We start from the raw sequence: 21,744 nt of genomic DNA on the forward strand, positions 1-21,744 counted from the left end.
GCGTGAGCAGAGAAAGACAGCGCGAGCGCGATGTGCGAAGAGAATGACAGCACGGGCGGGAATCGGCAGCGCGGGCGCGACCCGCGGAAGGAGAGGATGCGGAATGGCACTGTCGCACGATGAGCTCTGGCCGCGCGCCGGCGGCTGGCCTGCGCCCACGGCGGGGGAGAGGGCGGATGCCGCGCTGCTGGGCGTGCCCACGTGGCGCACCTCGATCTCGGCCACCGGCGCGCATGCGACGCCGGCCGCGATCCGCGATGCGCTTCCGCGGTACAGCGCCGCGCTGATGGGGCCGCCTGCGCTGGACCTGAACCGCGCCCTGCGCATCGTGGATGCCGGTGACGTGCATGAACCCGACGGCGACGAGGGCGTCGATCGCACCGTGGCGCGGGTCCGGGAGCTGGCCGCGGACACCCGACTCGTCATCGCCCTCGGTGGCGACAACTCGCTCACCTACCCGGTGGCGCGCGGTGCGGGCGCGGACGGATTGATCACGATCGACGCGCATTTCGACCTGCGCGACGGTGTCTCCAACGGCTCGCCCGTGCGACGGCTCGTGCAGGACGCCCCGGACGGCCAGCGCATCGATCCCACCCGCATCGTGCAGATCGGCATCGCCGACTTCGCGAACTCCGCAGCGTACGCTCAGCGCGCCGCCGACTGGGGGATCCGCGTGATCACCCTCGACGAGGTGCGCCGTCGCGGCATCCCCGCCGTGGTGGCCGAGGCGCGCGAGATCGCCGGCGCCGGCACGCGCATCCACCTGGACGTCGACGTGGACGCCGCCGATCGCGCCGCCGTGCCCGGCTGCCCGGCCAGCGTCCCCGGCGGCTTCACGGCAGCGGAGTTGCGGGCGCTCGTGCGTGCGCTGGCCGCGGACGCGCGGATCGTCAGCGCAGACATCGCCGAGGTCGATGCGACAGCGGATGCCGAGGATGGCCGCACCGTGCGCCTCGCGGCCCTGTGCGTGCTCGAACTGCTCGCCGGTCTGGCGGCCCGCTGACGCGCCGCACCGGTGCCCTCCCCGCTGACGCGCTGCACCGGTGCCCTCCCCGCTGACGCGCTGCACCGATGCCCTCCCCGCCGGACGCGGGTAGCGTGGACTCATGGCACGGATTCTCATCGTCGGCGGCCACGGCAAGGTCGCATTGCTGCTCGCTCCTGTCCTCGTCGGCCGCGGTGATGAGGTGACCTCGGTGATCCGCAATCCCGATCATGCTGACGAGGTGCACGCCACCGGTGCGAATCCGGTCGTGTTCGATGTCGAGCACGAGAGCCGCGAGGACCTCGCCGCGCTCATCGCCGGTCATGATGCGGTGGTGTGGTCGGCCGGGGCCGGGGGCGGGTCCGCCGCTCGCACGCGTGCGGTTGACTTCGAGGCGGCTGTGCGCTCGATGGATGCCGCGAAGGACGCCGACGTGGCCCGGTACGTGATGGTGTCGTACTTCAACGCCTCGCCGCAGCACGGCGTCCCCGCGGACAACCCGTTCCACGCCTACGCGGAGGCGAAGGCGGCAGCGGACGAGTACCTGCGCGCCACGTCGCTGGACTGGACGGTGCTGGGGCCGAGCGCCCTCACGCTCGGCGAGGGCACCGGCCGCATCGACGCCGCAGCCGCCGACTCGGCTCAGGTGTCCCGCGCCAACGTCGCACTGGTCATCGCGCAGACACTCGTGGAGCCGGCGACGATCGGGCGGACGATCCGGTTCAACGACGGCGAGACGCCGATCGCGGAGGCTCTCGCGGACTGACGTCAGTCCGCCGGTCAGCCAGCGCTGTTCAGCCCAGACGCCTCATCGACGCTTCATCCCAGAGGCACCGGGATCACCGCGTGCGCCACAGCGAAGATGACGAAGCCCGCCAGTGCGCCCACGATCGTGCCGTTCAGGCGGATGTACTGCAGGTCACGGCCCACCATGAGCTCGATCTTCTCGGTCGTCTCCGCGGCGTCCCACTTCTCGACCGTGTCCGTGATGATCGACGCGATGTCGTGCCGGTAGCGGTCGACGAGGAAGACGGCGGCGTCGGTGACCCAGCCGTCCACGCGCGCCTGCAGGGCGGGCTCCGTCGCCAGGCGGTTGCCGATCTCGGCCACGGCTGAGGCCGCGCGGCGGCGCAGCCCGCTGTTCGGATCCGCGAGGGCGGAGAGCAGTCCGTTCTTCGCCGTCTCCCAGACCTCGGCGGCGAGCGAGATCACGCGCGGACTGTCGAACACGGCCGCCTTGGCGCCCTCGAACCTGTCCCGCATGGCCGGGTCGTTCTGCAGGCGGTCGGCGAGCCGTGCCAGATACCCGTCCAGGGCGCGCCTGGCCGGATGCTGCGGATCGGTCTGCACGGCCTGCACGAAGCGCACGGCCTCGTGATAGACGGTCTCGTCGACGAAGCGGTGAGCCAGGCGCGGCACCCACGACGGCAGACGCCGCGACACCAGGCCGCTGAACGTGTGCGCGTTGGCGTCCAGCCAGGTGGAGACGCTGTCCACGGCCAGATCCACCGCGCCGCGGTGCGCGTCCGCCTCGACGATGCGCTCCAGCCAGCCGCCGGCCGACGGCGCCCAGTCCGGTGCGATGAGATGCTCGCGCGCGAGGTCGGCGATCAGACTCTGCACGTCGTCGTCGCTGAGCGCGCGCAGCACGGCGGATGCGGCGGTGGAGGCCTCCGCGGTGACCCGCTCGGCGTGGGCCGGGTGGCGCATCCATTCGCCGAGGCGCTGCGACAGCGCGGTGCGCGATAGCTTGTCGCGGACGACGTCGCCGGAGAGGAAGTTGGTCTCGACGAACTCACCGAGGGTGCGTCCGATCTCGTCCTTGCGGTTGGGGATGATCGCGGTGTGCGGGATGGGCAGGCCGAGCGGATGCCGGAACAGCGCTGTCACCGCGAACCAATCCGCCAGCGCGCCCACCATCCCGCCCTCGGCTGCCGCGCGCACGTAGGACAACCAGGGCAGGCGGTGCTCGAACCAGAACGCGATCACGAAGACCACGGCCATGAAGATCAGTGCGCCCAGCGCCACCGCCTTCATCCTCCGCAGCCCGCGCAGCCTCTCCTGATCGGCCGGGGAGAGCAGCGCCATCGGAGTCCGGGACATGCGCCCATCATTTCACGGCCGGATGCGGGCCGCGGCGACTACGCTCGAAGGCGTGATCGATGACATCAAGAAGCGTGCGCTGCACCGCACCAGCATCCTCGAGGGGCAGCTGCGCGGCATCGCGCGGATGATCGAGAACGAGGAGTACTGCATGGACATCATCACGCAGTCCCGTGCCGTCCAGCGCTCACTGGAGTCCCTCAACCGACTGCTGCTCGAGAACCATCTGCGCACACATGTCGCCGATATGTTCGAGTCCGGCGGCGACGCGCGGGAGAACGCGGTCGGCGAACTCCTGAAGGCCTTCGATTTCGACCGGAAGTAGCCCTCAGCCTCCGGGCGCCTCGACCGGGCCGAGCCACGCGCTCGCCGCGGTGGAATGCGCCGACTCCGGGTCGGAGGGGTGGAACATGCCCGCGAGCACGTCCCGGTACAGTCGCGACAGCTCGTTCGAGGTGAAGTACGAGCCGCCGCCGGCGACCAGCATCGCCTCGTCGACGACCTGCTTCGCCATCACCACAGCACGGTGCTTCACCCCCGACAGGAGCGTGAACCAGCGCGGGCCGTGATCGGCCAGAGCGTCCACATCACGGGCGAGTGCGGCGATCTGCGGCGGCAGCGCGTCGTAGGCCAGCGCCATGTCGGCGACCCGCCACCGGATGTCGGGATCCTGGCTGTACGTCGTGCCGGTCTTCTTCGAGCGACGGCTCTGCGCGGCGGCCACGGCCAGGTCCAGGCCACGTCGGGCGATGCCGGTGTAGACCGATGCGAGCAGCAGTTCGAACACGCTGAAGATGCCGAACACGATCGGGTCCGGGTTGGGGCCCGGATCGATGCGCCGCACCACGTGCTCCGCCGCCGCGACCGCTGCGTTGAGCCGCGTCGTGCGGCTCTGCGTACCGCGCATGCCCAGCGTGTCCCAGTCGTCGCTGGTGACGACGGCATCGGTCCGGTCGACGAACGCGAACACCAGCTTCGGAGCATCGGCACTCGTCGTGTCCAGGCCGTGGAGTCCGAGCTTCGTCCACACCGGCGCGAGCGAGGTGAAGATCTTCGTCCCGGTGAAGGCGTAGCCGCCGTCCGCCTGCGGGACGGCATCCGTATCGCTGCCGAACAGCACCAGGTCGTTGCCGCCCTCGCTGATGCCGAACGCGAAGACCTCGCCCGACGCGGCGCCGCGCTGCACGAACTCCATGCCGGCGACGCCGCGGTCGCCGAACACCTTCGCGACCCCGGTCCACACCAGGTGCATGTTGATCGCGAGCGCCGTGGCGGGCGATGCCGTGGCCAGGCGCTGCTGCAGCAGCGCCGTCTGCTCCAGTCCGAGACCCGCTCCGCCGAACTCGGTCGGCACGAGAACCGACAGGTATCCGGCCTCGCGGAGTTCGGCGAGGTCCTGCTGGGGGAACGTGTTCTCCCGGTCGTGCACGACCGCGCGCTCGCGGATGCGCTCCAGCAGGTCGTCGGGAAGATGTGCCGCGGGATCGAAGGTGCTCACGGGCCCAGCCTATGCCGGGTACGGCGCTCAGAGGCGGGCGGTCTGGATCGGCTCGGTGTCGGGATACGGGCTCGGGTCGCGGTGACGCAGATCGGGGAATCCGCGCACGAACACGACCGCGACGACCAGGCCTGCCAGCGCGAAGAGCACCGCGGCCAGGTAGGCACCCGTCGGGCCTCCGCCGCTGTCGATGAGGATCCCGGCGACGGCCGATCCCGCTGCGGCTCCGATGAGCTGTCCGGTGCCCGCCCAGCCGAACGCCTCGGCGGTCTCGCTGAACTTCACGCTCGCCGTGGTGATCGCGAACAGCACCGTGAGGGCCGGGGCGATGCCGATGCCCGCCAGCAGCAGAGTGCCGCCGATCCAGAGCACGTTCAGCGACAGCATCGTGAGAGCCAGGCCGATCGTGACGATGAGCAGACGGCGCGCCATCGCCCACGGCCCGATCGGGATGTGCCCGAACGCGAGGCCGCCGGCAAGACTCCCGACCGAGAAGACGGCCAGCACGAGCCCGGCCTCCAGCCCGCCGTGACCGAAGGTGGCGACGACGCCGACCTCGACCGCCGAACAGGCGCCGATCAGCAGGAAGCCGATGACGGTCGCGAGCATGACGGGCGGCTTGAGCACGACCCGTCCGAGCGCACGTCGGCTGCGCGGTATGCGCACGCGCCCGACCTCGGGCGACAGGATGAACCACGCGCCGCCCACGATCAGGATGAGGGCGACCATGAGCAGGCCCTGCACCGTTCCGACCTGGGTGGAGACCAGGGTGATCGCCACCGGGGCGACGATCCAGATGATCTCCTGCAGAGAGGCGTCGAGCGAGAACAGCGGCGTGAGCTGACCCGCGTTGACGAGCTTGGGGTAGATGGTGCGCACCGCCGACTGCACCGGCGGCGTGGAGAGTCCCGCGAGCAGGGCCAGCGCCATGTAGCCGGGCAGGTTCAGCGTCAGCAGGGCGAGCCCGAGCACGGCGGTCACGCACACCACGAGGGTGAGGGTGAGCACTCGGCGCATGCCCCAGGCACCCATCCAGCGGCTGGTGACGGGGCCGGCGACGGCCTGGCCGACGGATGCCGCCGCCAGGACGATGCCCGCGGCACCGTAGGAACCGGTCCGCTGCTCGACGTGCATGAGGATGGCGAGGCTGATCATGCCGTTGGGCAGTCGCGCCACGAGCTGCGCGGCGATCATGCGCCCGACACCCGGCGTGCGTAGAAGGTCCCGATATCCGGCCACCACAGAACACTATCCGTGGCGCGCGACGGCGCGCGCGGGAACCGCCGCCGCGACACGCCGCGACACGCCGAAGGGCGTTGTCCACAGGAAATCGGATGTCGGCGACCCCTCGTATCGTGCCGCCTGTGGATGAATCCGCTCCGCGGTCGTGGAAGCCGCGAGAACATGCGGTTTCCGAGGGCTCGTCCCGTTCGCCCGGCTGTGGAAGGAACCGTGGACAAGCTGTGTTGTATCTAGGGAGAGCGGTGGAAAACTACACGGATGTAACTACTATCCCTAGTGGTCGGTCGCAATGTCCGTCCCCATATGTAGTATTGAAGTCCCGGCGGGGGTCTGCCGGAGAAGCAGTTCGGATCTGAGGGGAAGAAGCCAGAAATCATGTCGATCACGGTCTACACCAAGCCTTCGTGCGTGCAGTGCAACGCCACCTATCGTGCCCTCGATGCGAAGGGCATCGAGTATGAGATCCACGACCTCTCGGAGGACGCCACGGCGCTCGAGCAGGTCAAAGCACTCGGTTACATGCAGGCGCCGGTCGTCGTCACCGACGAGGGTCACTGGTCGGGCTTCCGTCCCGACAAGATCGACGAGCTCGCAGCCCGTCTGGCATAATCCGACAGTCTCAGGAGGTGGAGGATGAGCGCGATCGCGACCTCCGCACCGCTCCTGGTCTACTTCTCGAGCGTGTCGGGCAACACCGCCCGATTCATCGAGAAACTCGGGCTCCCTGCCCGGCGCATCCCTCTGCGCCGGGATGAGGAGCCGCTCGTCATCGACGAGCCCTATGTGCTCGTCACCCCCACGTACGGGGGCGGGCAGGGGCGCGGCGAGGAGAAGGGCGCCGTTCCCAAGCAGGTGATCCGGTTCCTCAACGACGAGCACAACCGCAGCCTCATCCGCGGAGTCATCTCTGCGGGGAACACCAATTTCGGCGATTCGTTCTGTCTCGCCGGAGAGATCATCAGCCGCAAGTGTCATGTGCCGCACTTGTACCGGCTAGAAGTATTCGGCACGTCGGATGATGTCGATCGCGTGAGCGACGGATTGGAACGATGGTGGACACCGCAGTTGAAGAGCAGGCAGTGACCGAGCAGGTGGAGTTCAAGGTCAACCCCGCGTACGAGGGGCTCGACTATCACGCGCTGAACGCGATGCTGAATCTGTACGACGCGAACGGCAAGATCCAGTTCGACGCCGACAAGCGCGCCGCGCGGGAGTTCTTCCTGCAGCACGTGAACCAGAACACGGTGTTCTTCCACTCCCTCAAGGAGCGTCTGGACTACCTGGTCGAGAAGGAGTACTACGAGGGCGAGCTCCTCGCGAAGTACTCGTTCGAGTTCATCCAGAAGCTCACCGACCTGGCCTACTCGAAGAAGTTCCGCTTCGAGACCTTCCTCGGCGCGTTCAAGTACTACACCAGCTACACGCTGAAGACGTTCGACGGCAAGCGGTACCTGGAGCGCTTCGAGGAGCGCGTGGTGATGACGGCGCTGGGCCTCGCCGACGGCGATGAGCAGGTCGCGATCGACCTGGTCGAGGAGATCATCTCCGGCCGCTTCCAGCCGGCCACACCGACCTTCCTCAACTCGGGCAAGGCGCAGCGCGGCGAGCTCGTCAGCTGCTTCCTGCTGCGCATCGAGGACAACATGGAGTCCATCTCGCGCGGCATCAACTCGTCGCTGCAGCTCTCCAAGCGCGGCGGCGGCGTGGCGCTGCTGCTCAGCAACATCCGCGAATCCGGTGCACCGATCAAGCAGATCGAGAACCAGTCCTCGGGCATCATCCCCGTCATGAAGCTGCTCGAGGACAGCTTCAGCTACGCCAACCAGCTCGGGGCCCGTCAGGGCGCCGGCGCGGTGTACCTGAACGCGCACCACCCGGACATCATGCGGTTCCTCGACACCAAGCGGGAGAACGCCGACGAGAAGATCCGCATCAAGACGCTCTCGCTGGGCGTCGTCGTGCCCGACATCACCTTCGAGCTGGCGAAGAACGGGGAGGACATGTACCTCTTCTCGCCGTACGATGTCGAGAGGGTCTACGGTGTGCCGTTCGGCGACATCTCGGTCACCGAGAAGTACCGCGAGATGGTGGACGACGCGCGCATCAAGAAGACGAAGATCAACGCGCGGGAGTTCTTCCAGACGATCGCCGAGATCCAGTTCGAATCCGGTTACCCGTACATCATGTTCGAGGACACCGTGAACAAGGCGAACCCCATCAAGGGCCGCATCAACATGTCCAACCTCTGCAGCGAGATCCTGCAGGTGAACACGCCGACCACCTACAACGAGGACCTGTCGTACGACCAGATCGGCAAGGACATCTCCTGCAACCTGGGTTCGATGAACATCGCCCTGGCGATGGATGCCGGTGACCTGGGTAAGACCGTCGAGACGGCCATCAGAGGCCTGACCGCGGTCAGCAACCAGAGTCACATCTCGTCGGTGCGCTCGATCGAGCAGGGCAACGATCGCTCGCACGCGATCGGGCTCGGCCAGATGAACCTGCACGGCTACCTGGCCCGTGAGCACGTCCACTACGGCTCTGAAGAGGGACTCGACTTCACGAACATCTACTTCTACACGGTGCTGTACCACGCGCTGCGCGCCTCCAACAAGCTCGCCATCGAGCGCGGCCAGGCCTTCGACGGGTTCGAGGACTCGACGTACGCCTCGGGGGAGTTCTTCGACAAGTACATCGATCGCGTGTGGGCGCCCGAGACCGAGAAGGTCAAGGAGCTCTTCGCCGGCCACCGCATCCCCACGCAGGCGGACTGGGTGGAACTGAAGGACAGCGTCCAGAAGCACGGTATCTACAACCAGAACCTGCAGGCTGTGCCGCCGACCGGCTCCATCTCCTACATCAACAACTCCACCTCGTCGATCCACCCGATCGCGTCGAAGGTCGAGATCCGCAAGGAGGGCAAGCTCGGACGCGTGTACTACCCGGCACCGTTCATGACGAACGACAACCTGGAGTACTACCAGGACGCGTACGAGATCGGCTACGAGAAGGTCATCGACACGTACGCCGTCGCGACCCAGCACGTGGACCAGGGCCTGTCGCTGACGCTGTTCTTCAAGGACACCGCCACCACGCGCGACATCAACAAGGCCCAGATCTACGCCTGGCGCAAGGGCATCAAGACGATCTACTACATCCGTCTGCGTCAGCTGGCACTCGAGGGCACCGACATGTCCGAGTGCGTCAGCTGCATGCTGTGACCTTTCGACAGGCTCAGGGACCCAGAAAAGGAATGAACAAGAGATGACTCCCTCACCGAAGCTGCAGCTGGTCAGTCATGTCGATGCGATCAACTGGAACCGCATCGAGGACGACAAGGACCTCGAGGTATGGAACCGCCTCACCGGCAACTTCTGGCTGCCCGAGAAGGTGCCGCTGTCGAACGACGTGCAGTCGTGGAACACGCTCACCGCCGACGAGCAGCTGCTCACGATGCGCGTGTTCACCGGACTGACGCTGCTCGACACCATCCAGGGCACCGTCGGCGCGGTGTCGCTGATCCCGGACGCGCTCACCCCGCACGAGGAAGCGGTGTACACCAACATCGCCTTCATGGAGTCGGTGCACGCGAAGAGCTACTCCTCGATCTTCTCGACGCTCGCGTCGACGAAGGAGATCGATGAGGCGTTCCGCTGGTCGACCGAGAACCAGAATCTGCAGAAGAAGGCGCAGATCATTCTCGATTACTACCGCGGAGACGACCCGCTCAAGCGCAAGGTGGCCTCCACGCTGCTGGAGTCGTTCCTGTTCTACTCCGGCTTCTACCTGCCGATCTATTGGTCGTCCAAGGCGAAGCTGACGAACACCGCCGACCTGATCCGGCTCATCATCCGTGATGAGGCCGTGCACGGCTACTACATCGGATACAAGTACCAGCGCGGGCTCGAGACGGAGACCCCGGAGCGCCGTGAGGAGCTCAAGGAGTACACCTTCAACCTGATGTACGAGCTCTACGAGAACGAGGTGCAGTACACGCAGGACCTCTACGACGGCGTCGGCCTGACCGAGGATGTCAAGAAGTTCCTGCACTACAACGCCAACAAGGCTCTGATGAACCTCGGCTACGAGGCGATGTTCCCGTCGACGGTCACCAACGTGAACCCGGCGATTCTGTCGGCCCTGTCGCCGAACTCCGACGAGAACCACGACTTCTTCTCGGGGTCGGGCTCGTCGTACGTGATCGGCAAGGCCGAGGCCACCGAGGACGACGACTGGGACTTCTGACGGTCCTTGGTCAGACCGTGGTTATCTGACAAGAGGAACGCCCCCGGCGGCTGCTCGCGATGAGCCGTTCGCCGGGGGCGTTTCGTGTATCTGCCCGCACTTTGCCCACACGCTCTACGGAGGCGGCCGCCTTGCGGGCAGCACTCATGTCCGCGGCCACGGCGTCGAAATCACGGTCGAACAGGTCGGCGTAGACGTCGGGGGTCATCGGGGCTGAGGCGTGACCGAGCATGCGCTGCACGACCTCGACGTTCGCTCCCGATGAGACGGCGAGGGATGCCGCGGCGTGGCGGAGGTCGTGCGGGGTGATCTTCGGGATGGTCTTGTCCATGCGCTGCGCCGCCTTCACGGCGTGTGTGAACCACCCGCTTGTTGCGGGGGAGCGGGTCGGGGCCGTCGCTGAAGAACTCAAGGTCATACGTCCCGACAGCGTATGTCGGCTCGGGTGAGAAGCGGTACTTCCGGACTCCGGAAGAGTTACCACACTCGCATCCCTCGCCCGGAGGCACCGCAACCAGCGTAGATCAGACCACCGCGATGACCTGTCCTGCGGTGAGTTTCTGGAGGGAGTCCAGGGTCAGGGGCATAACGGTGTGAGGGTGGCCGGCCGCCACCCAGATCTCGTCGAACGCGCAGAGCCCTTCATCGATGTAGGTAGGCAACGGCGCGGGGTGCCCGGTCGGTGCGACTCCGCCGATCGCCTGCCCCGTCGCGTCCCGGACCACTGAAGCCGGTGCCATCTCGACGTGTCCCGCGCCGATCCCGGCGGCGATGACGTCGACGTCGGCTCGGTGACCGCCGCTCGTCATCACGAGCACCGGCTGGCCGTCCGCCAGGAACACGAGGCTGTTCGCGATCGCAGCCACCTCGCATCCGATCGCCGCAGCGGCCTCCGCCGCGGTCCGGGCGGAATCGGACAGCACGCGGATGTCGGGGTCGAAGCCGGCCGCTTCCATCCGCTGCTGGACGATGCGACTGCGTGCGGGAAGGATCTCGGTCATGCCCTCACGGTATCGAATCACACCCCGCAGCGACGCCTGTGCGCACTGCAGTCAGGCGGCGCTTTATAGAAGTCCATCCGGGCAGGGTAAGTCGCTTCATGGCGAGATCATAGGGACATGAATGGACCGATGAAGACGAAAGCGCAGGCTCTGCGCGACCTCGGGCGGGTGGTTGCGGAGGTCTGGGAGATCGTCTCGAAGCTCACCGTGCGCGAAGGTGCGGAACGCGCCTGGTAACCGGGGGAGGGCACGGCCCCAATCAGGATCCGTCTCTTTCACGTTGCGATCAAACGTCCAGTGGTACAGGCGGAGCGAGCCCGGCTCCTGCCCGGGTTCCGCCAGGACGTCCCGGAAGCAACAGCAGACAGCTGCGCCGATCTAGAGTTGACTCGTGCCCACCCACGGAACAGTGCAAACCCGGCGCTTGCTGCTTCGGCCTGTCACCCCCGATGACGCAGGGGCGATCTGGCGCATTCACTCTGACCCCCGCACCAATGCCTACAATCCGGCTGGTCCGATGGTCGAGCGCGCCCTCGCCGAGAAACAGGCGCGGGAGTGGGCGACGAGTTGGGCGACGGACGGCAACGGTTACTGGGCGATCGAAGAGGCGCATGCACCCGGTGCAGTGATCGGCTTCGGCGGGATTCTGGCGTTGACGTGGCGGGGGATGCGGGTCTACAACCTCTACTACCGCTTGGCTCCGGATGCCTGGGGCAGGGGCTTGGCCAGTGAGTTGGTGGAGGCCGCCATCGGCCGATGGCGTGAGCTGGGCGAGGACCTGCCGCTCGTCGCGTACACCACCGCTGAGAATGTCCCGTCGCAGAAGACAGCACTCAAAGGTGGCCTGACGAGGAGGCCAGACCTAGATGTGGTGACGCGCACGCACACAGACGTCGTGTTCGCCCTGGGCCTGGATTGACGGGCGCTTCAGTCTGTCAGCAGCCGTAATTCGTGGTCGCGGCCCTCGCCCGTGATGAGCTTGGCGAGTTCCTCTCCGATTGCCGGTGCGAACTTGAAGCCATGCCCGGAGAATCCCGCCCCGACGCAGATCGGCCCCATCCGATCAACGACGAACCTCTCGTCTGAGGTCGTCGTGTACGTGCAACTGATCGCGTCGAAGCGGTCGGGGTCGGCACCGGGGATCCATTCCCTGACGTAGCGGCGGAGCGCATCCATCTGCGGGGGGTCGAACGTGAAAGTACGGCGGTCGGGATCTGTCTCGGGTCCCGTACCGTGCCATCCCACCTTGATGCCCTCGTCGGGGGTCAGCATTCCGTAGGTGGTGCTGTACCAGTAGCTGTCGCGATCAGAGTCGGGGAGGGGCCGTTGCATGAAGCCAGGCCAGTGCGCGTCGGGCTTCTGCAGCGCGAAATGCGCAGGCTGCTCCTGAGTCACGCGGAGTCGCGGGTGCTGAACGCGCCCAGCGAGCAGTTTCTCCGTCCAGGCGCCGGCGGTGAGAACGACGGAGTCGCTGCGGTACTCGGCGCCGTCGCAGTAGACAGTGGCCCGGGAATCATTCCACTCCAGCCGCGTGACCGGTGTCTGAAACAGAAACTGAGCGCCAGCCGCTTCAGCGAGACCCCTCATCGCCTGAATCGCGTCGCCAGCCCTGATGCGACCGGCATCCTCTGAATAGAGCACAGGCCCATCGAATCGGAGGCCCGTCCACCGCTCCTGCGCCTCTTCGCCGTCCAGGAGCTGGCTGCGGATGCCATGGCGAGCGTGAGCGAGCGCCATCGTCTCAAGGGGCCGCTGCCAGCCATGCTGCACCAAGCCGACCCAATCGATGACCTGCTGACCCGACTCTGCTTCCAGTTCACGCCAGTACTCGCGGGCACGGGCCAGGAGTCCGAGGTACATATCGTCGTCGTAGGCGGTGCTGAAGTTTCTGGTCGTTCCGTGCGATGCACCGACATCGTGGCCCTCGTCGAAGCGCTCCAGCACCAGGACTGAGCGACCGCGGCGCGCGAGGCGCCATGCTGCAGCGGTGCCCATCGCACCGGCACCGATGACAATGACGTCGACATCCATACTGATTCCCTCCACTTGCAAAGCCATAGGTCTGGGCGCCGTCGCGGCAGCCAGACGGGCAGCGTCGGCGGGCTTGAGACCCGCCGACGCCACGCTTCAGTGTGCTAGCGCGTACTTCTCAGGATCTGCATCGAAGAGCGGTCCGCACGCTGCACAGCACAGGTAGTAGCGGTTGCCGTTGTGGTCGCGCACCAGTCCCTGTTGCTCTGCCTCAGACTTGTCTACGAAACTTCCAGCCATCACAGGACACTCTGCCGAGGTTTCCGGGTCAGAGGACGCACTTCCGTGGGAGTGACCGTGGTCATGGGAGTGACTGTGGTCATGGGAGTGACCGTGCGCGTGACCGTGATCGTGGGAGTGACCGTGGTCGTGCGAGTGATCGGGCGCCTCGGCGGCGTGGTCGTGCTTTTCACACATGGTGTTGCCTTTCTATCATTCAGTGAAGGGTCAGAAGACCGTCTGCGCTGCCGGCGCAGAAGTGTTCGCGGGTTTCGGCGAGTCCACCGCCTTGCTCGCAAAGGAGCGTAGACGGAGGCTGTTTCCGACCACGAAGACGCTGGAGAACGCCATCGCGGCACCAGCGAGCATGGGGTTGAGCAGCCCGAGCGCGGCCAGAGGAATCGCGGAGACGTTGTAGGCGAACGCCCAGAACAGGTTCCCCTTGATGGTTCCCAGGGTGCGGCGTGACAGCCGGATGGCATCCGCGGCGCTTCGAAGGTCGCCGCGCACCAATGTGATATCGGATGCCTCGATCGCCGCGTCTGCGCCGGTGCCCATGGCAAGGCCGAGGTCGGCCTGTGCAAGCGCTGCCGCGTCGTTCACGCCGTCTCCCACCATGGCAACCATCCTGTTCTCCGCCTGCAGCGCCTTGATCACGTCAGCCTTCTCTTCCGGGAGCACCTCGGCGATGACACGTTCGATCCCGACCTCGGCGGCGATCTGGTGCGCCACAGCCTCGTTGTCGCCGGTGAGGAGGATGGGCGTGAGGCCCAGGTCGCGAAGCTGACGGATGGCCTCGACGCTGGTGGGCTTCACCTGGTCCGACACGATGAGCACACCGCGGAGCTCACCATCCCAGGCCACCAGCACTGCCGTCTTGCCCGCGTTCTCGGCTCGTTCCTTTGCTCTCTGCAGTTCAGCGTTCCCGGGCACGGACCACTCGTGCAGGAGCGACTGCCTGCCGACGACCAGCGCGTGGCCTTCCACGATCCCCGTAACACCCTTTCCAGCAATGTTGCGGAACTCCTCGACCTCGGGCAGGGAGATGTTGAGTTCTGCGGTGGCGCCCTTGGCGATCGCCTGCGCGATCGGGTGCTCCGACGCGTCCTCGATGGCCCCGGCGAGCCGCAGCAGTTCTTCACGCTCGGTACCGGCCGCCGTCGCCACGTCGACCAGCGTCATCCGGCCAGTGGTCACGGTGCCTGTCTTGTCGAGCACCACCGTGTCCACCCGCCTCGTCGATTCGAGCACCTCGGGTCCCTTGATCAGGATCCCCATCTGAGCACCGCGGCCGGTTCCGACCAGCAAGGCGGTCGGGGTTGCAAGACCGAGTGCACAAGGGCAGGCGATGATGAGTACGGCAACGGCCGCGGTGAACGCTGCGGCGGGCGGGAACCCGGCACCCAGCCACGCGCCGAGCGCAAGCACGGCGATGGCAATGGCGATGGGAACGAAGATTCCGGATACACGATCGGCCAGGCGCTGAACGTCGGCCTTGCCCGACTGGGCATCCTCGACCAGCTTCGCCATCTTCGCCAACTGCGTGTCCGAGCCCACTCGCGTGACGCGCACCTGCAGCCGACCACTGGTGTTCATCGTGGCGCCGGTGACAGCATCCCCAGGGCTCGCTTCGACCGGCACGGACTCTCCCGTCAACATCGACACATCGATGGCCGACATCCCGGAGACGATCACACCGTCGGTGGCGATCTTCTCTCCCGGACGCACGACGAACTCGTCGCCGACCGCGAGGTCTTCGATGGAGATCCGCGTTTCGACTCCGTCGCGGATCACCGCAACGTCTTTCGCGCCAAGCTCAAGCAGAGCCCGGAGTGCCGCGCCCGCCTGCCGCTTCGATCGCTTCTCGAAGTACCTGCCCGCGAGAATGAACATCGTCACGCCTGCAGCGACTTCCAGATAGATATTCGCCGCTCCATCGGTCGGGGCGATCGACAGTTCGAAGGGGTGCGTCATTCCCGGCTCTCCTGCGGTGCCCAGGAACAGTGCGTAGAGCGACCAGAGGAATGCCGCCCCTGTGCCCATGGATACGAGTGTGTCCATGGTGGCGGCCCCGTGTCGGAAGTTCATCCAGGCAGCCCGGTGAAAAGGCCACGCGGCCCAGACGATGACCGGCGCCGTCAACGCGAGCGACGCCCACTGCCAGTAGACGAACTGCAGGGCAGGAATCATCGACATCAGGATGACCGGCACCGAGAGAATCACCGAGCCGATCAGGCGATGACGAAGCGCAGTGAGCTCTGGGTCCTCAACGTCGACCTCGCTCGCCTTCGCATCCTCCGTACTCGGCGGAAGTCGGGCCGAGTATCCGGTCTGTTCGACCTCGGCGATGAGCAGCTGCGCGTCGTAGCCGGCAGGCACATGGACCCGGGCCTTCTCAGTGGCGTAGTTGACGCTGGCCTCGACGCCCTCGAGTCGATTCAGCTTCTTCTCGATCCGCATGGCGCAGGATGCGCAGGTCATCCCCCCAATCATGAGTTCGATGCTGCTTTCCGCCGTTTCCTCAACAGTCGACATGATCATTCGTCCTCGTATAAGTCGTGTGCTGCGCGTTCACCGACGAGCGACACGCTGGTCAATGGGAATCACCCGCGGTAGAGGGTTCGCCTGCGGTGGCCTGGATGATGAACGGCGCCGAGTGAACGACCCCGTCGATCTGGAAGTCGAAGTAGAGCAGATACAGGCCGGCGGTCGGTGCGGCGGTTGCGAACTCGACCTTCGGACCCGATACGGCTCCGGGAGCGGGCTCTGTGCCCTCCGGGTGAACGTGCAGGTAGGCCAGGTCACCGTCGCGAAGCGCGACCAGGTGACCGAATGCGCCGAGGTACGGCTCGATCCTCGTCACCGGGGCGCCGTTCTGCGTGACACTCAGAGTGAGCACCGAGGTCGCGCCGACGTGGAGCTCGCCCTCGAGTTGCACGTCGTAACCGTCGACACGGGCTCTGAGAGACTCTCGCTGCGGTGGAGTTGGCGAGAGTTCGCCCGCGACCTCGACAGTGCGCGTCAGCGTGATGGCTTCCTCTTCACCGGCGGGAATGAGGTCGGCGAAGACGCGGTAGCTTCCTGCTCGTTCCCATGTCCAAGGAATAGTCCAGGACCCGTCCGGACCCAGCTCTGGGTGGACGTGCGCGAACTCAGCGCCGTCTGTACGCACAACGATGAGGTGCAGGTCTTTCTCATGGGACTCGGTGTACTCGGTCACCACCTCGCCGTGGCTGTCGAGGATCTCGAAGCTCAGCTGTCCGGCGACCCCGAGAGCGTCAGGAGCACGCACCGTGCTGAGCCGGAACCCGTGTGTCTCGAGTGACACCCCGCGGGTGGGTGAACCTTCGGCGCCAGAGCCCATCCCCGCGTGCGCGCCGCCCGCAGCCTCGATTCGCGCGGCTACCAGCGAGTCGGGTACGACTGCTCCCGCAACGAGCGCGGCAGTCACGAACACCCCGATGAGGCCGAGGCCGTACAGTCCCAGACGTACCGGCGCCTTCATCGGCTGCGTGCGGCGGAGTAACCGGCTTCCTCAACCGCATGGAGAACCGCGGCATCGTCCGCGGGGGAATCGCTTCCCGTGACCACCACCAGCCGACCGGTCGACGCGCTCACATCGACGCTCGTGACGCCGTCGATTGCGGTGACCTCAGTGCGCACCGAACGTTCGCAATGTCCGCAGGTCATCCCCGTCACTTGAAACTCCGTCGTTGCCATGATGTTCCTCACTTGTCGTCGGGGCTCGACGCCTCCGTCGAGCTCGCGCGCATATCTTTCCGCTTGATACCCCAGGGGGGTATTCGTTACGGTGCCAACCATACCCCTGGGGGGTATTCAATGCAAGAGCGGAATCGAGCGGAGCAGCAGATGTCGGCACCACAGCCCAGCATTCTCATCATCGGCGGCGGCGCGGCGGGTCACGCCTGCGCACGCACCCTGCGAGCAGAGGGGCATTCGGGCACGATCACGATCATCGACGGCGAGAAGGGCCCCGCGATCAACCGCACCCTCGTCGACACTGCTGTGTTGTCGGGCCTTCTCACATCGGAGCAGATCGCTCTGCCGGGCCTGGACAACGTGGAGGTGCTGAAGGGCCGGGCCATCCTCCTGGATGGGCGTGGCCGAGCGGTGACCCTTGAGGACGGCAGCGAACGACGCGCCGACGCCATAGTGCTTGCGTGCGGGAGCCTTCCCTTCCTACCTGATGCGTTGATTCCCGCGAGTGAGGGAGTTGCGATTCATCACCTGCACACTGCCTCCGACGCGAGGCGACTCAGAGAGGCGTTCCCCGAGCCGGCGGGTGCGCGGGTAGCGATACTCGGAGCGGGATTCATCGGCTCGGAGGTCGCCAGCCATTACGCAGGCGCCGGAGCGGAAGTCACGCTTCTGGGCCGCTCTGCCGTGCCACTGCGAGCTGCCGTGGGAGCGCACATCGCTCGAGAGCTCGCCGCCGTGCACCATGAGCGCGTGACCGCCGTGTTCGGTGTACCCGTGATGCGGGTGGCACCCGGAGCATCTGGAGAGCCCATGATCGTCACGATGACGGATGGCCTCACGATCGAGGCTGACGTCGTGGTGGCTGCTCTGGGCACGCGGCCGGCGACGTCCTGGCTGGGGGACAGCGACGGGATATCAGTCGACGACCACCTGCGGGCACTCGCGTTCCCGAGCGGAATCTACGCCGCGGGCAGTGCCGCGCTGATAAGCCTGGGCAGCGGCAGGCAGCTGCGTGTAGACCACTGGGATTCCGCTGTCGAGCAAGGCGCCCACGTCGCCCGCGTGCTCCTGCACGACCTCTTCGGAGCGGCTGACCCGGGTGCCTACGTGCCCCGGAGTGGCTTCATCCTCAGGGTCCACGGCGAGGTGATCGCCGCTCGCGGCGTGCTAGAACCTGGCGGAGAAGAGCATGCCAGGCTTCCTCAGGCCGGTGGTGCAGGCAATGGCGTCTTGACGGAGTTCCGTGACGTCCGCGGGGTCATCACCGGGGTGGCCGGCTTCAATGCCGGTGCCGCACTCCTGGACGCGGCTGCCGAGATAGGGACACGCCTGCCGACGGGGTCCATGCGGAACGGGCGATAACCGCCGCCACTGCGCCGATGCCTGCAAGCAGGAGTGTTGTCGTCGGCAACCCGAGGAAGGTGCCCGCCACCCCCGCGACGGGATACGTGATGAGGTAGCAGGCGTGCGAGATCGAGAACTGAGCCGCAAAGATCGCCGGCCTCTCACTCTCGTCCCCGGCCCGCCGCAGCAACCGTCCGGACGGCGTCAGGATCAGCGATGTCGCAGCTCCGAGCACCAGCCAGAGAACCATCAGCGCCACCCACGTGAGGGCGCTTCCGGGCATGCCGATCACCCACGCGACCCCTGCGAGGGCGACAGGCAGGATCATGCCTCCCCCTAGCATCACCTTCCGGTCTGATGCCTTCTCGAGCAGCGCAGGGATGGTCAATGCCACGGCCATGGAGCCTGCCCCGTATGCGGCGAACAGCAGCGCGACGTCCGTCTGCGAGCGGTCGAGCTCGCCCTGCACCAGAACGACCGTATTCACGATGACCGTCGCCGTCGCCGTCGCGACCACGAGGTTCAGGAGGATCAGACTCCGCAGCTCGGCGGTCTGCCAGAAGATCCGGGAACCTCGGGTCAGGCGCTGGACGAACCGCGCGGGTGGCGCCGGTGCGATGCGCGGAAACGTGGTCACGAACACGAGAATGGCTGATCCGACGAACCCGAGGAAAGTGCCGACGAACAGGTTGTCATAGCTCAGCACGGTGAGCAGCGCCACGGCCAGCAGAGGGCTGACGATCGCCTCAAGGTCGTACGCCATGCGAGACAGCGACAGTGCGTGGGTGTACTGGGTCTCGTCGGGGAGCACCTCGGGGATGACGGCTTGGAACGCGGGCGTGAATGTCGCTGAGGCGGCCTGCAGGGTGAAGACGAGAACGTAGATCTGCCAGACGTCCGTGACGAAAGGCAGGCTGATCGCGATCACCGCGCGCACGATGTCAGCGGATATCAGCACAGGCTTTCTCGGCAGATGCCCGACAAGTGCGGAGACGAGAGGTGCAACCCCCACGTAAGCGAGCATCTTGAGGGTCAGGGCCACCCCGAGCACGATTCCGGCGTCGCCTCCAGCGACGTCGAAGGCAAGAAGGCCCAGTGCAATAGTGAGGATTCCGGTGCCGAGAAGCGCGACCACCTGCGCGCTGAACAGCTTGGCATAGGACGGGTTTCGCAGCGCCTCACGCATCGCCCGGCGCTCGCTCGCGTGGTGCGGGAATGGCCGTATCGCGGTGGTGTGGCGGCACATCCTCGAGGGCGTGCTCTGCCTGGAAGATGGATTCCGCCACGAGCGTGCGAGCGTGCTTGTTCGCGAGCCGATAGAACACGCGGGTGCCGTCTTTGCGGGTCGAGACCATCCGCGCGAGACGGAGCTTCGCCAGATGCTGCGAAACCGTAGCCGGTTGCTTCCTGAGGAGTCCAGCCAGCTGGCTCACCGACAGTTCCTCGTCACCCAGCGCCAGCACGATCCGTATACGCGTCGCATCCGCAAGCATGGAGAACACCTCGGCTGCGGCATCGACATACTCGCCGTCGAGTTCGAGCGCTTCTTCATCATCTGCATACATGCGCAGATAGTTGCATATGCGGCGATCATGATGCAACAGCGGACTTGCATTTACGATTCGAATACTGTCGAATTGTTACCAAACGGTGACATCTCGAACATGATTTGAGAATAGTCTAATCCTGCGATGAGTTGTGCTGGCCAGTCAAAGCCGACTGGAAAGCCGGTCGTCGGACTTCCTAGTAGCTGAGAATCCGCGATGCGCGGATCTACGAGAGCAGGAGTTGCTGTGAAACTTCATCACCGAGCATGGGCAGCGATGGCGCTGGCCGCGGCAGTGGCACTCGCTGTGCCGGCGTGTGCCACTACACCATCCGAAGCGGGTACCGACGTCACGTCGATGACTATCGCGACCAGTTGGCCGATCGACGACGTGGACCCGCTGAGCAGCGGATTCTGGGGGCCCGAGTTCGGCTACATCGAACTCCTCATGCGACCGGAGTCCGACGGCAACCCCACGCCCTGGGTGCTCTCAGACCTTGAGATGATCGATGAAACCACCTGGGCACTGACGTTGAACGAGGGCGTCAAGTTCGTCAACGGCAAGAGCTTCGACGGCGAGGCGCTGGCCGATCTTCTGAACTGGACCGCAGAGAACAACGCGAACTTCGCGTCCACCGCGAACTTCGCATCAGCCGAAGCGACGGGCCCGCTCGACGTTGAGCTGAAGACGACAGCCCCGACGCCGACGATGGCCAACATTCTTGCCGAAGAGAGCAATGTGCTGGTGTTCGACCTTGAGGGCTACGAAGAGCACCAGGCATCCGGAGCCGATCCGGCAGCTCTGCTCGAGGCAGGCATCTACTCAGGGCCGTACCAGATCACCTCGCTCAACCCCCAAAGGGCAGAGCTGGAGCCGGTCGATGCGTACTGGGCTGGAACCCCGGCCCTGAGCAGCGTGACCATCAAGTTCGTGCCTGAGGCGTCTGCGCGGGTGCAGGGAGTGCAGGCCGGGGAGGTGGACATCGCACTCTACATCCCCGCAGAAGTCGCGCAGACTCTCGAAGGACGTACGGATGCGTACTTCCTCTCGGGAACTCCGACAGGCCTCGTCCACGGACTCATGTCCCGTGTGGTATCGCCGAACTTCGAGGACGAGCGGGTTCGCCGCGCGTTCTACTTGACGGTGGACTACCGCTCCATCGCGGAAGACGTTCTGAAGGGTCACGCCGGGTTGGCCACAAGTGTCTTCCCGTCTGGCTTCCCGTACGCGGTGGACACCCAGAAGACGGACGTCGCCGCTGCGGGAGCTGAACTGGAGGCAGCCGGATGGACGCTGGGCGGGGATGGTATCCGTGAGAAGAACGGCGAGCGTTTGACCATTCGTCTGCTCGCCACCCCCACGATGCCTGACACGCTCGTCATCAGTCAGGCGATCCAGGCGCAGGCCAAGGAGGCAGGCATCGATGTGCAGATCGTGCAGGTCGATGACATCTACTCGGCACGCGACGAGCCGAATTGGGAGGTGAGTTTCGCCTCGTCGCTGCTCACCTTCAGCGGCGCGCCTGACCAGGGAATCACCGAGCTTCTCACCACCGGGGGTCCGGTGAACTACGCCAAGATCTCGGACCCGGAGCTCGATGCTCTCGCCGGGGAACTGCGCCAGACGTTCGACACGGAGAAGAGGCACACGATCCTCGGGGACATTCAGAGGCTCGTGTCCGAGCGGGGCTACTTCGCAGTCGCTGCCCAGCGCATCCTGACAGTGGTCGCGGGGCCGGACTGGCAGGGATACAAGGTTCCCGTTGCCAACCTCTGGGTGGACGCCAAGACGAGGCCGTCCGCTTAA

At 65.9% G+C, this 21,744-nt stretch carries 21 protein-coding genes; 10 read left to right on the plus strand and 11 right to left on the minus strand.

The genetic code is table 11. The features are described from left to right. Positions 1 to 103 precede the first annotated feature (103 nt). Both ACFQY2_RS09175 and ACFQY2_RS09180 read left to right on the plus strand, forming a co-directional pair. On the plus strand, positions 104 to 1,003 hold the full coding sequence (locus ACFQY2_RS09175) for an agmatinase family protein (RefSeq protein WP_378745459.1): 900 nt from the start codon (positions 104 to 106) through the stop codon (positions 1,001 to 1,003). Positions 1,004 to 1,106: 103 nt separating this feature from the next. Next, on the plus strand, positions 1,107 to 1,751 hold the full coding sequence (locus ACFQY2_RS09180) for an NAD(P)H-binding protein (protein ID WP_378745460.1): 645 nt from the start codon (positions 1,107 to 1,109) through the stop codon (positions 1,749 to 1,751). A gap of 53 nt (positions 1,752 to 1,804) precedes the next feature. Here ACFQY2_RS09180 and ACFQY2_RS09185 read toward each other — a convergent pair whose 3' ends face one another. Continuing rightward, a complete protein-coding gene (locus ACFQY2_RS09185; RefSeq protein WP_378745461.1) occupies positions 1,805 to 3,088 on the minus strand; it encodes a DUF445 domain-containing protein in 1,284 nt (427 codons plus the stop codon). Between the two features lie 52 nt (positions 3,089 to 3,140). Between ACFQY2_RS09185 and ACFQY2_RS09190 the strand changes: the two genes are divergently transcribed. Next, positions 3,141 to 3,413 (plus strand): metal-sensitive transcriptional regulator, encoded by a 273-nt coding sequence (locus ACFQY2_RS09190; RefSeq protein ID WP_378745463.1) that lies wholly within the window; start codon positions 3,141 to 3,143, stop codon positions 3,411 to 3,413. 3 nt (positions 3,414 to 3,416) lie between these two features. On the opposite strand, the gene ACFQY2_RS09195 is transcribed toward ACFQY2_RS09190, so the two are convergent. Then, entirely contained in the window at positions 3,417 to 4,586 is a 1,170-nt protein-coding gene (locus ACFQY2_RS09195; RefSeq protein ID WP_378745464.1) for an acyl-CoA dehydrogenase family protein, read from the minus strand. A 27-nt stretch (positions 4,587 to 4,613) separates the two neighbouring features. After that, positions 4,614 to 5,825, minus strand: a complete 1,212-nt coding sequence (locus tag ACFQY2_RS09200) for an MFS transporter (protein WP_378745465.1) — start codon at positions 5,823 to 5,825, stop codon at positions 4,614 to 4,616. 378 nt (positions 5,826 to 6,203) lie between these two features. Between ACFQY2_RS09200 and nrdH the strand changes: the two genes are divergently transcribed. Genes nrdH through nrdF form a run of 4 tightly spaced genes read left to right on the plus strand, consistent with a single transcriptional unit; the run spans position 6,204 to position 10,076 of the window. Beyond that, positions 6,204 to 6,437: a glutaredoxin-like protein NrdH gene (nrdH, locus tag ACFQY2_RS09205; RefSeq protein ID WP_378745466.1), complete on the plus strand. Its 234-nt coding sequence runs from the start codon at positions 6,204 to 6,206 to the stop codon at positions 6,435 to 6,437. 24 nt (positions 6,438 to 6,461) lie between these two features. Then, positions 6,462 to 6,911: a class Ib ribonucleoside-diphosphate reductase assembly flavoprotein NrdI gene (gene nrdI, locus ACFQY2_RS09210; protein ID WP_378745467.1), complete on the plus strand. Its 450-nt coding sequence runs from the start codon at positions 6,462 to 6,464 to the stop codon at positions 6,909 to 6,911. After that, positions 6,878 to 9,052 carry a class 1b ribonucleoside-diphosphate reductase subunit alpha gene (nrdE, locus tag ACFQY2_RS09215; protein WP_378745468.1) on the plus strand — a complete coding sequence of 725 codons (2,175 nt, stop codon included), beginning with the start codon at positions 6,878 to 6,880 and terminating at the stop codon, positions 9,050 to 9,052. Before nrdI ends, nrdE begins: the two co-directional genes overlap by 34 nt. 43 nt (positions 9,053 to 9,095) lie before the next feature. Continuing rightward, complete coding sequence (gene nrdF, locus ACFQY2_RS09220) at positions 9,096 to 10,076, plus strand: class 1b ribonucleoside-diphosphate reductase subunit beta (RefSeq protein ID WP_378745469.1); 981 nt, start codon at positions 9,096 to 9,098, stop codon at positions 10,074 to 10,076. Between the two features lie 10 nt (positions 10,077 to 10,086). Here nrdF and ACFQY2_RS09225 read toward each other — a convergent pair whose 3' ends face one another. Together ACFQY2_RS09225 and ACFQY2_RS09230 are read right to left on the minus strand one after the other, a co-directional pair. Further along, entirely contained in the window at positions 10,087 to 10,407 is a 321-nt protein-coding gene (locus ACFQY2_RS09225; protein ID WP_378745471.1) for a tyrosine-type recombinase/integrase, read from the minus strand. A gap of 193 nt (positions 10,408 to 10,600) precedes the next feature. After that, positions 10,601 to 11,077 carry a YbaK/EbsC family protein gene (locus ACFQY2_RS09230; protein WP_378745472.1) on the minus strand — a complete coding sequence of 159 codons (477 nt, stop codon included), beginning with the start codon at positions 11,075 to 11,077 and terminating at the stop codon, positions 10,601 to 10,603. A 391-nt stretch (positions 11,078 to 11,468) separates the two neighbouring features. Between ACFQY2_RS09230 and ACFQY2_RS09235 the strand changes: the two genes are divergently transcribed. Further along, on the plus strand, positions 11,469 to 11,996 hold the full coding sequence (locus ACFQY2_RS09235; RefSeq protein WP_378745473.1) for a GNAT family N-acetyltransferase: 528 nt from the start codon (positions 11,469 to 11,471) through the stop codon (positions 11,994 to 11,996). Positions 11,997 to 12,004: 8 nt separating this feature from the next. On the opposite strand, the gene ACFQY2_RS09240 is transcribed toward ACFQY2_RS09235, so the two are convergent. The 4 genes from ACFQY2_RS09240 to ACFQY2_RS09255 form a co-directional block, all read right to left on the minus strand. Next, the gene (locus ACFQY2_RS09240; RefSeq protein WP_378745474.1) at positions 12,005 to 13,108 is read right to left on the minus strand and encodes an FAD-dependent oxidoreductase; all 1,104 of its coding nucleotides are present in this window, start codon (positions 13,106 to 13,108) and stop codon (positions 12,005 to 12,007) included. Between the two features lie 447 nt (positions 13,109 to 13,555). After that, on the minus strand, positions 13,556 to 15,868 hold the full coding sequence (locus ACFQY2_RS09245) for a heavy metal translocating P-type ATPase (protein ID WP_378745475.1): 2,313 nt from the start codon (positions 15,866 to 15,868) through the stop codon (positions 13,556 to 13,558). A gap of 52 nt (positions 15,869 to 15,920) precedes the next feature. Then, on the minus strand, positions 15,921 to 16,655 hold the full coding sequence (locus ACFQY2_RS09250; RefSeq protein WP_378745476.1) for a hypothetical protein: 735 nt from the start codon (positions 16,653 to 16,655) through the stop codon (positions 15,921 to 15,923). Between the two features lie 173 nt (positions 16,656 to 16,828). After that, positions 16,829 to 17,047 carry a heavy-metal-associated domain-containing protein gene (locus ACFQY2_RS09255; RefSeq protein WP_378745477.1) on the minus strand — a complete coding sequence of 73 codons (219 nt, stop codon included), beginning with the start codon at positions 17,045 to 17,047 and terminating at the stop codon, positions 16,829 to 16,831. A 150-nt stretch (positions 17,048 to 17,197) separates the two neighbouring features. Between ACFQY2_RS09255 and ACFQY2_RS09260 the strand changes: the two genes are divergently transcribed. Next, a complete protein-coding gene (locus tag ACFQY2_RS09260; protein ID WP_378745478.1) occupies positions 17,198 to 18,409 on the plus strand; it encodes an FAD-dependent oxidoreductase in 1,212 nt (403 codons plus the stop codon). On the opposite strand, the gene ACFQY2_RS09265 is transcribed toward ACFQY2_RS09260, so the two are convergent. Beyond that, on the minus strand, positions 18,327 to 19,577 hold the full coding sequence (locus ACFQY2_RS09265) for an MFS transporter (protein ID WP_378745479.1): 1,251 nt from the start codon (positions 19,575 to 19,577) through the stop codon (positions 18,327 to 18,329). The two genes, ACFQY2_RS09260 and ACFQY2_RS09265, sit on opposite strands and share 83 nt — an antisense overlap. Then, positions 19,570 to 19,956, minus strand: coding sequence for an ArsR/SmtB family transcription factor (locus ACFQY2_RS09270; RefSeq protein ID WP_378745481.1), 387 nt, complete (start codon positions 19,954 to 19,956; stop codon positions 19,570 to 19,572). Before ACFQY2_RS09270 ends, ACFQY2_RS09265 begins: the two co-directional genes overlap by 8 nt. Before the next feature lie 339 nt (positions 19,957 to 20,295). Here ACFQY2_RS09270 and ACFQY2_RS09275 point away from each other — a divergent pair, with 339 nt between their 5' ends. Beyond that, a complete protein-coding gene (locus ACFQY2_RS09275; protein ID WP_378745482.1) occupies positions 20,296 to 21,744 on the plus strand; it encodes an ABC transporter substrate-binding protein in 1,449 nt (482 codons plus the stop codon).

Origin of the sequence: Microbacterium sp. GCM10027623 (assembly GCF_042666935.1) — a bacterium.
Taxonomy (GTDB): Bacteria; Actinomycetota; Actinomycetes; order Actinomycetales; family Microbacteriaceae; genus Microbacterium.

Coding starts and splice junctions, on each gene's coding strand:
- ACFQY2_RS09175 (WP_378745459.1), top strand. CDS start 104: ATGGCACTGTCGCACGATGAGCTCTGGCCGCGCGCCGGCGGCTGGCCT.
- ACFQY2_RS09180 (WP_378745460.1), top strand. CDS start 1,107: ATGGCACGGATTCTCATCGTCGGCGGCCACGGCAAGGTCGCATTGCTG.
- ACFQY2_RS09185 (WP_378745461.1), bottom strand. CDS start 3,088: ATGTCCCGGACTCCGATGGCGCTGCTCTCCCCGGCCGATCAGGAGAGG.
- nrdH (WP_378745466.1), top strand. CDS start 6,204: ATGTCGATCACGGTCTACACCAAGCCTTCGTGCGTGCAGTGCAACGCC.
- nrdI (WP_378745467.1), top strand. CDS start 6,462: ATGAGCGCGATCGCGACCTCCGCACCGCTCCTGGTCTACTTCTCGAGC.
- nrdE (WP_378745468.1), top strand. CDS start 6,878: ATGGTGGACACCGCAGTTGAAGAGCAGGCAGTGACCGAGCAGGTGGAG.
- nrdF (WP_378745469.1), top strand. CDS start 9,096: ATGACTCCCTCACCGAAGCTGCAGCTGGTCAGTCATGTCGATGCGATC.
- ACFQY2_RS09225 (WP_378745471.1), bottom strand. CDS start 10,407: ATGGACAAGACCATCCCGAAGATCACCCCGCACGACCTCCGCCACGCC.
- ACFQY2_RS09230 (WP_378745472.1), bottom strand. CDS start 11,077: ATGACCGAGATCCTTCCCGCACGCAGTCGCATCGTCCAGCAGCGGATG.
- ACFQY2_RS09240 (WP_378745474.1), bottom strand. CDS start 13,108: ATGGATGTCGACGTCATTGTCATCGGTGCCGGTGCGATGGGCACCGCT.
- ACFQY2_RS09245 (WP_378745475.1), bottom strand. CDS start 15,868: ATGATCATGTCGACTGTTGAGGAAACGGCGGAAAGCAGCATCGAACTC.
- ACFQY2_RS09255 (WP_378745477.1), bottom strand. CDS start 17,047: ATGGCAACGACGGAGTTTCAAGTGACGGGGATGACCTGCGGACATTGC.
- ACFQY2_RS09260 (WP_378745478.1), top strand. CDS start 17,198: ATGTCGGCACCACAGCCCAGCATTCTCATCATCGGCGGCGGCGCGGCG.
- ACFQY2_RS09265 (WP_378745479.1), bottom strand. CDS start 19,577: ATGCGTGAGGCGCTGCGAAACCCGTCCTATGCCAAGCTGTTCAGCGCG.
- ACFQY2_RS09270 (WP_378745481.1), bottom strand. CDS start 19,956: ATGTATGCAGATGATGAAGAAGCGCTCGAACTCGACGGCGAGTATGTC.
- ACFQY2_RS09275 (WP_378745482.1), top strand. CDS start 20,296: ATGACTATCGCGACCAGTTGGCCGATCGACGACGTGGACCCGCTGAGC.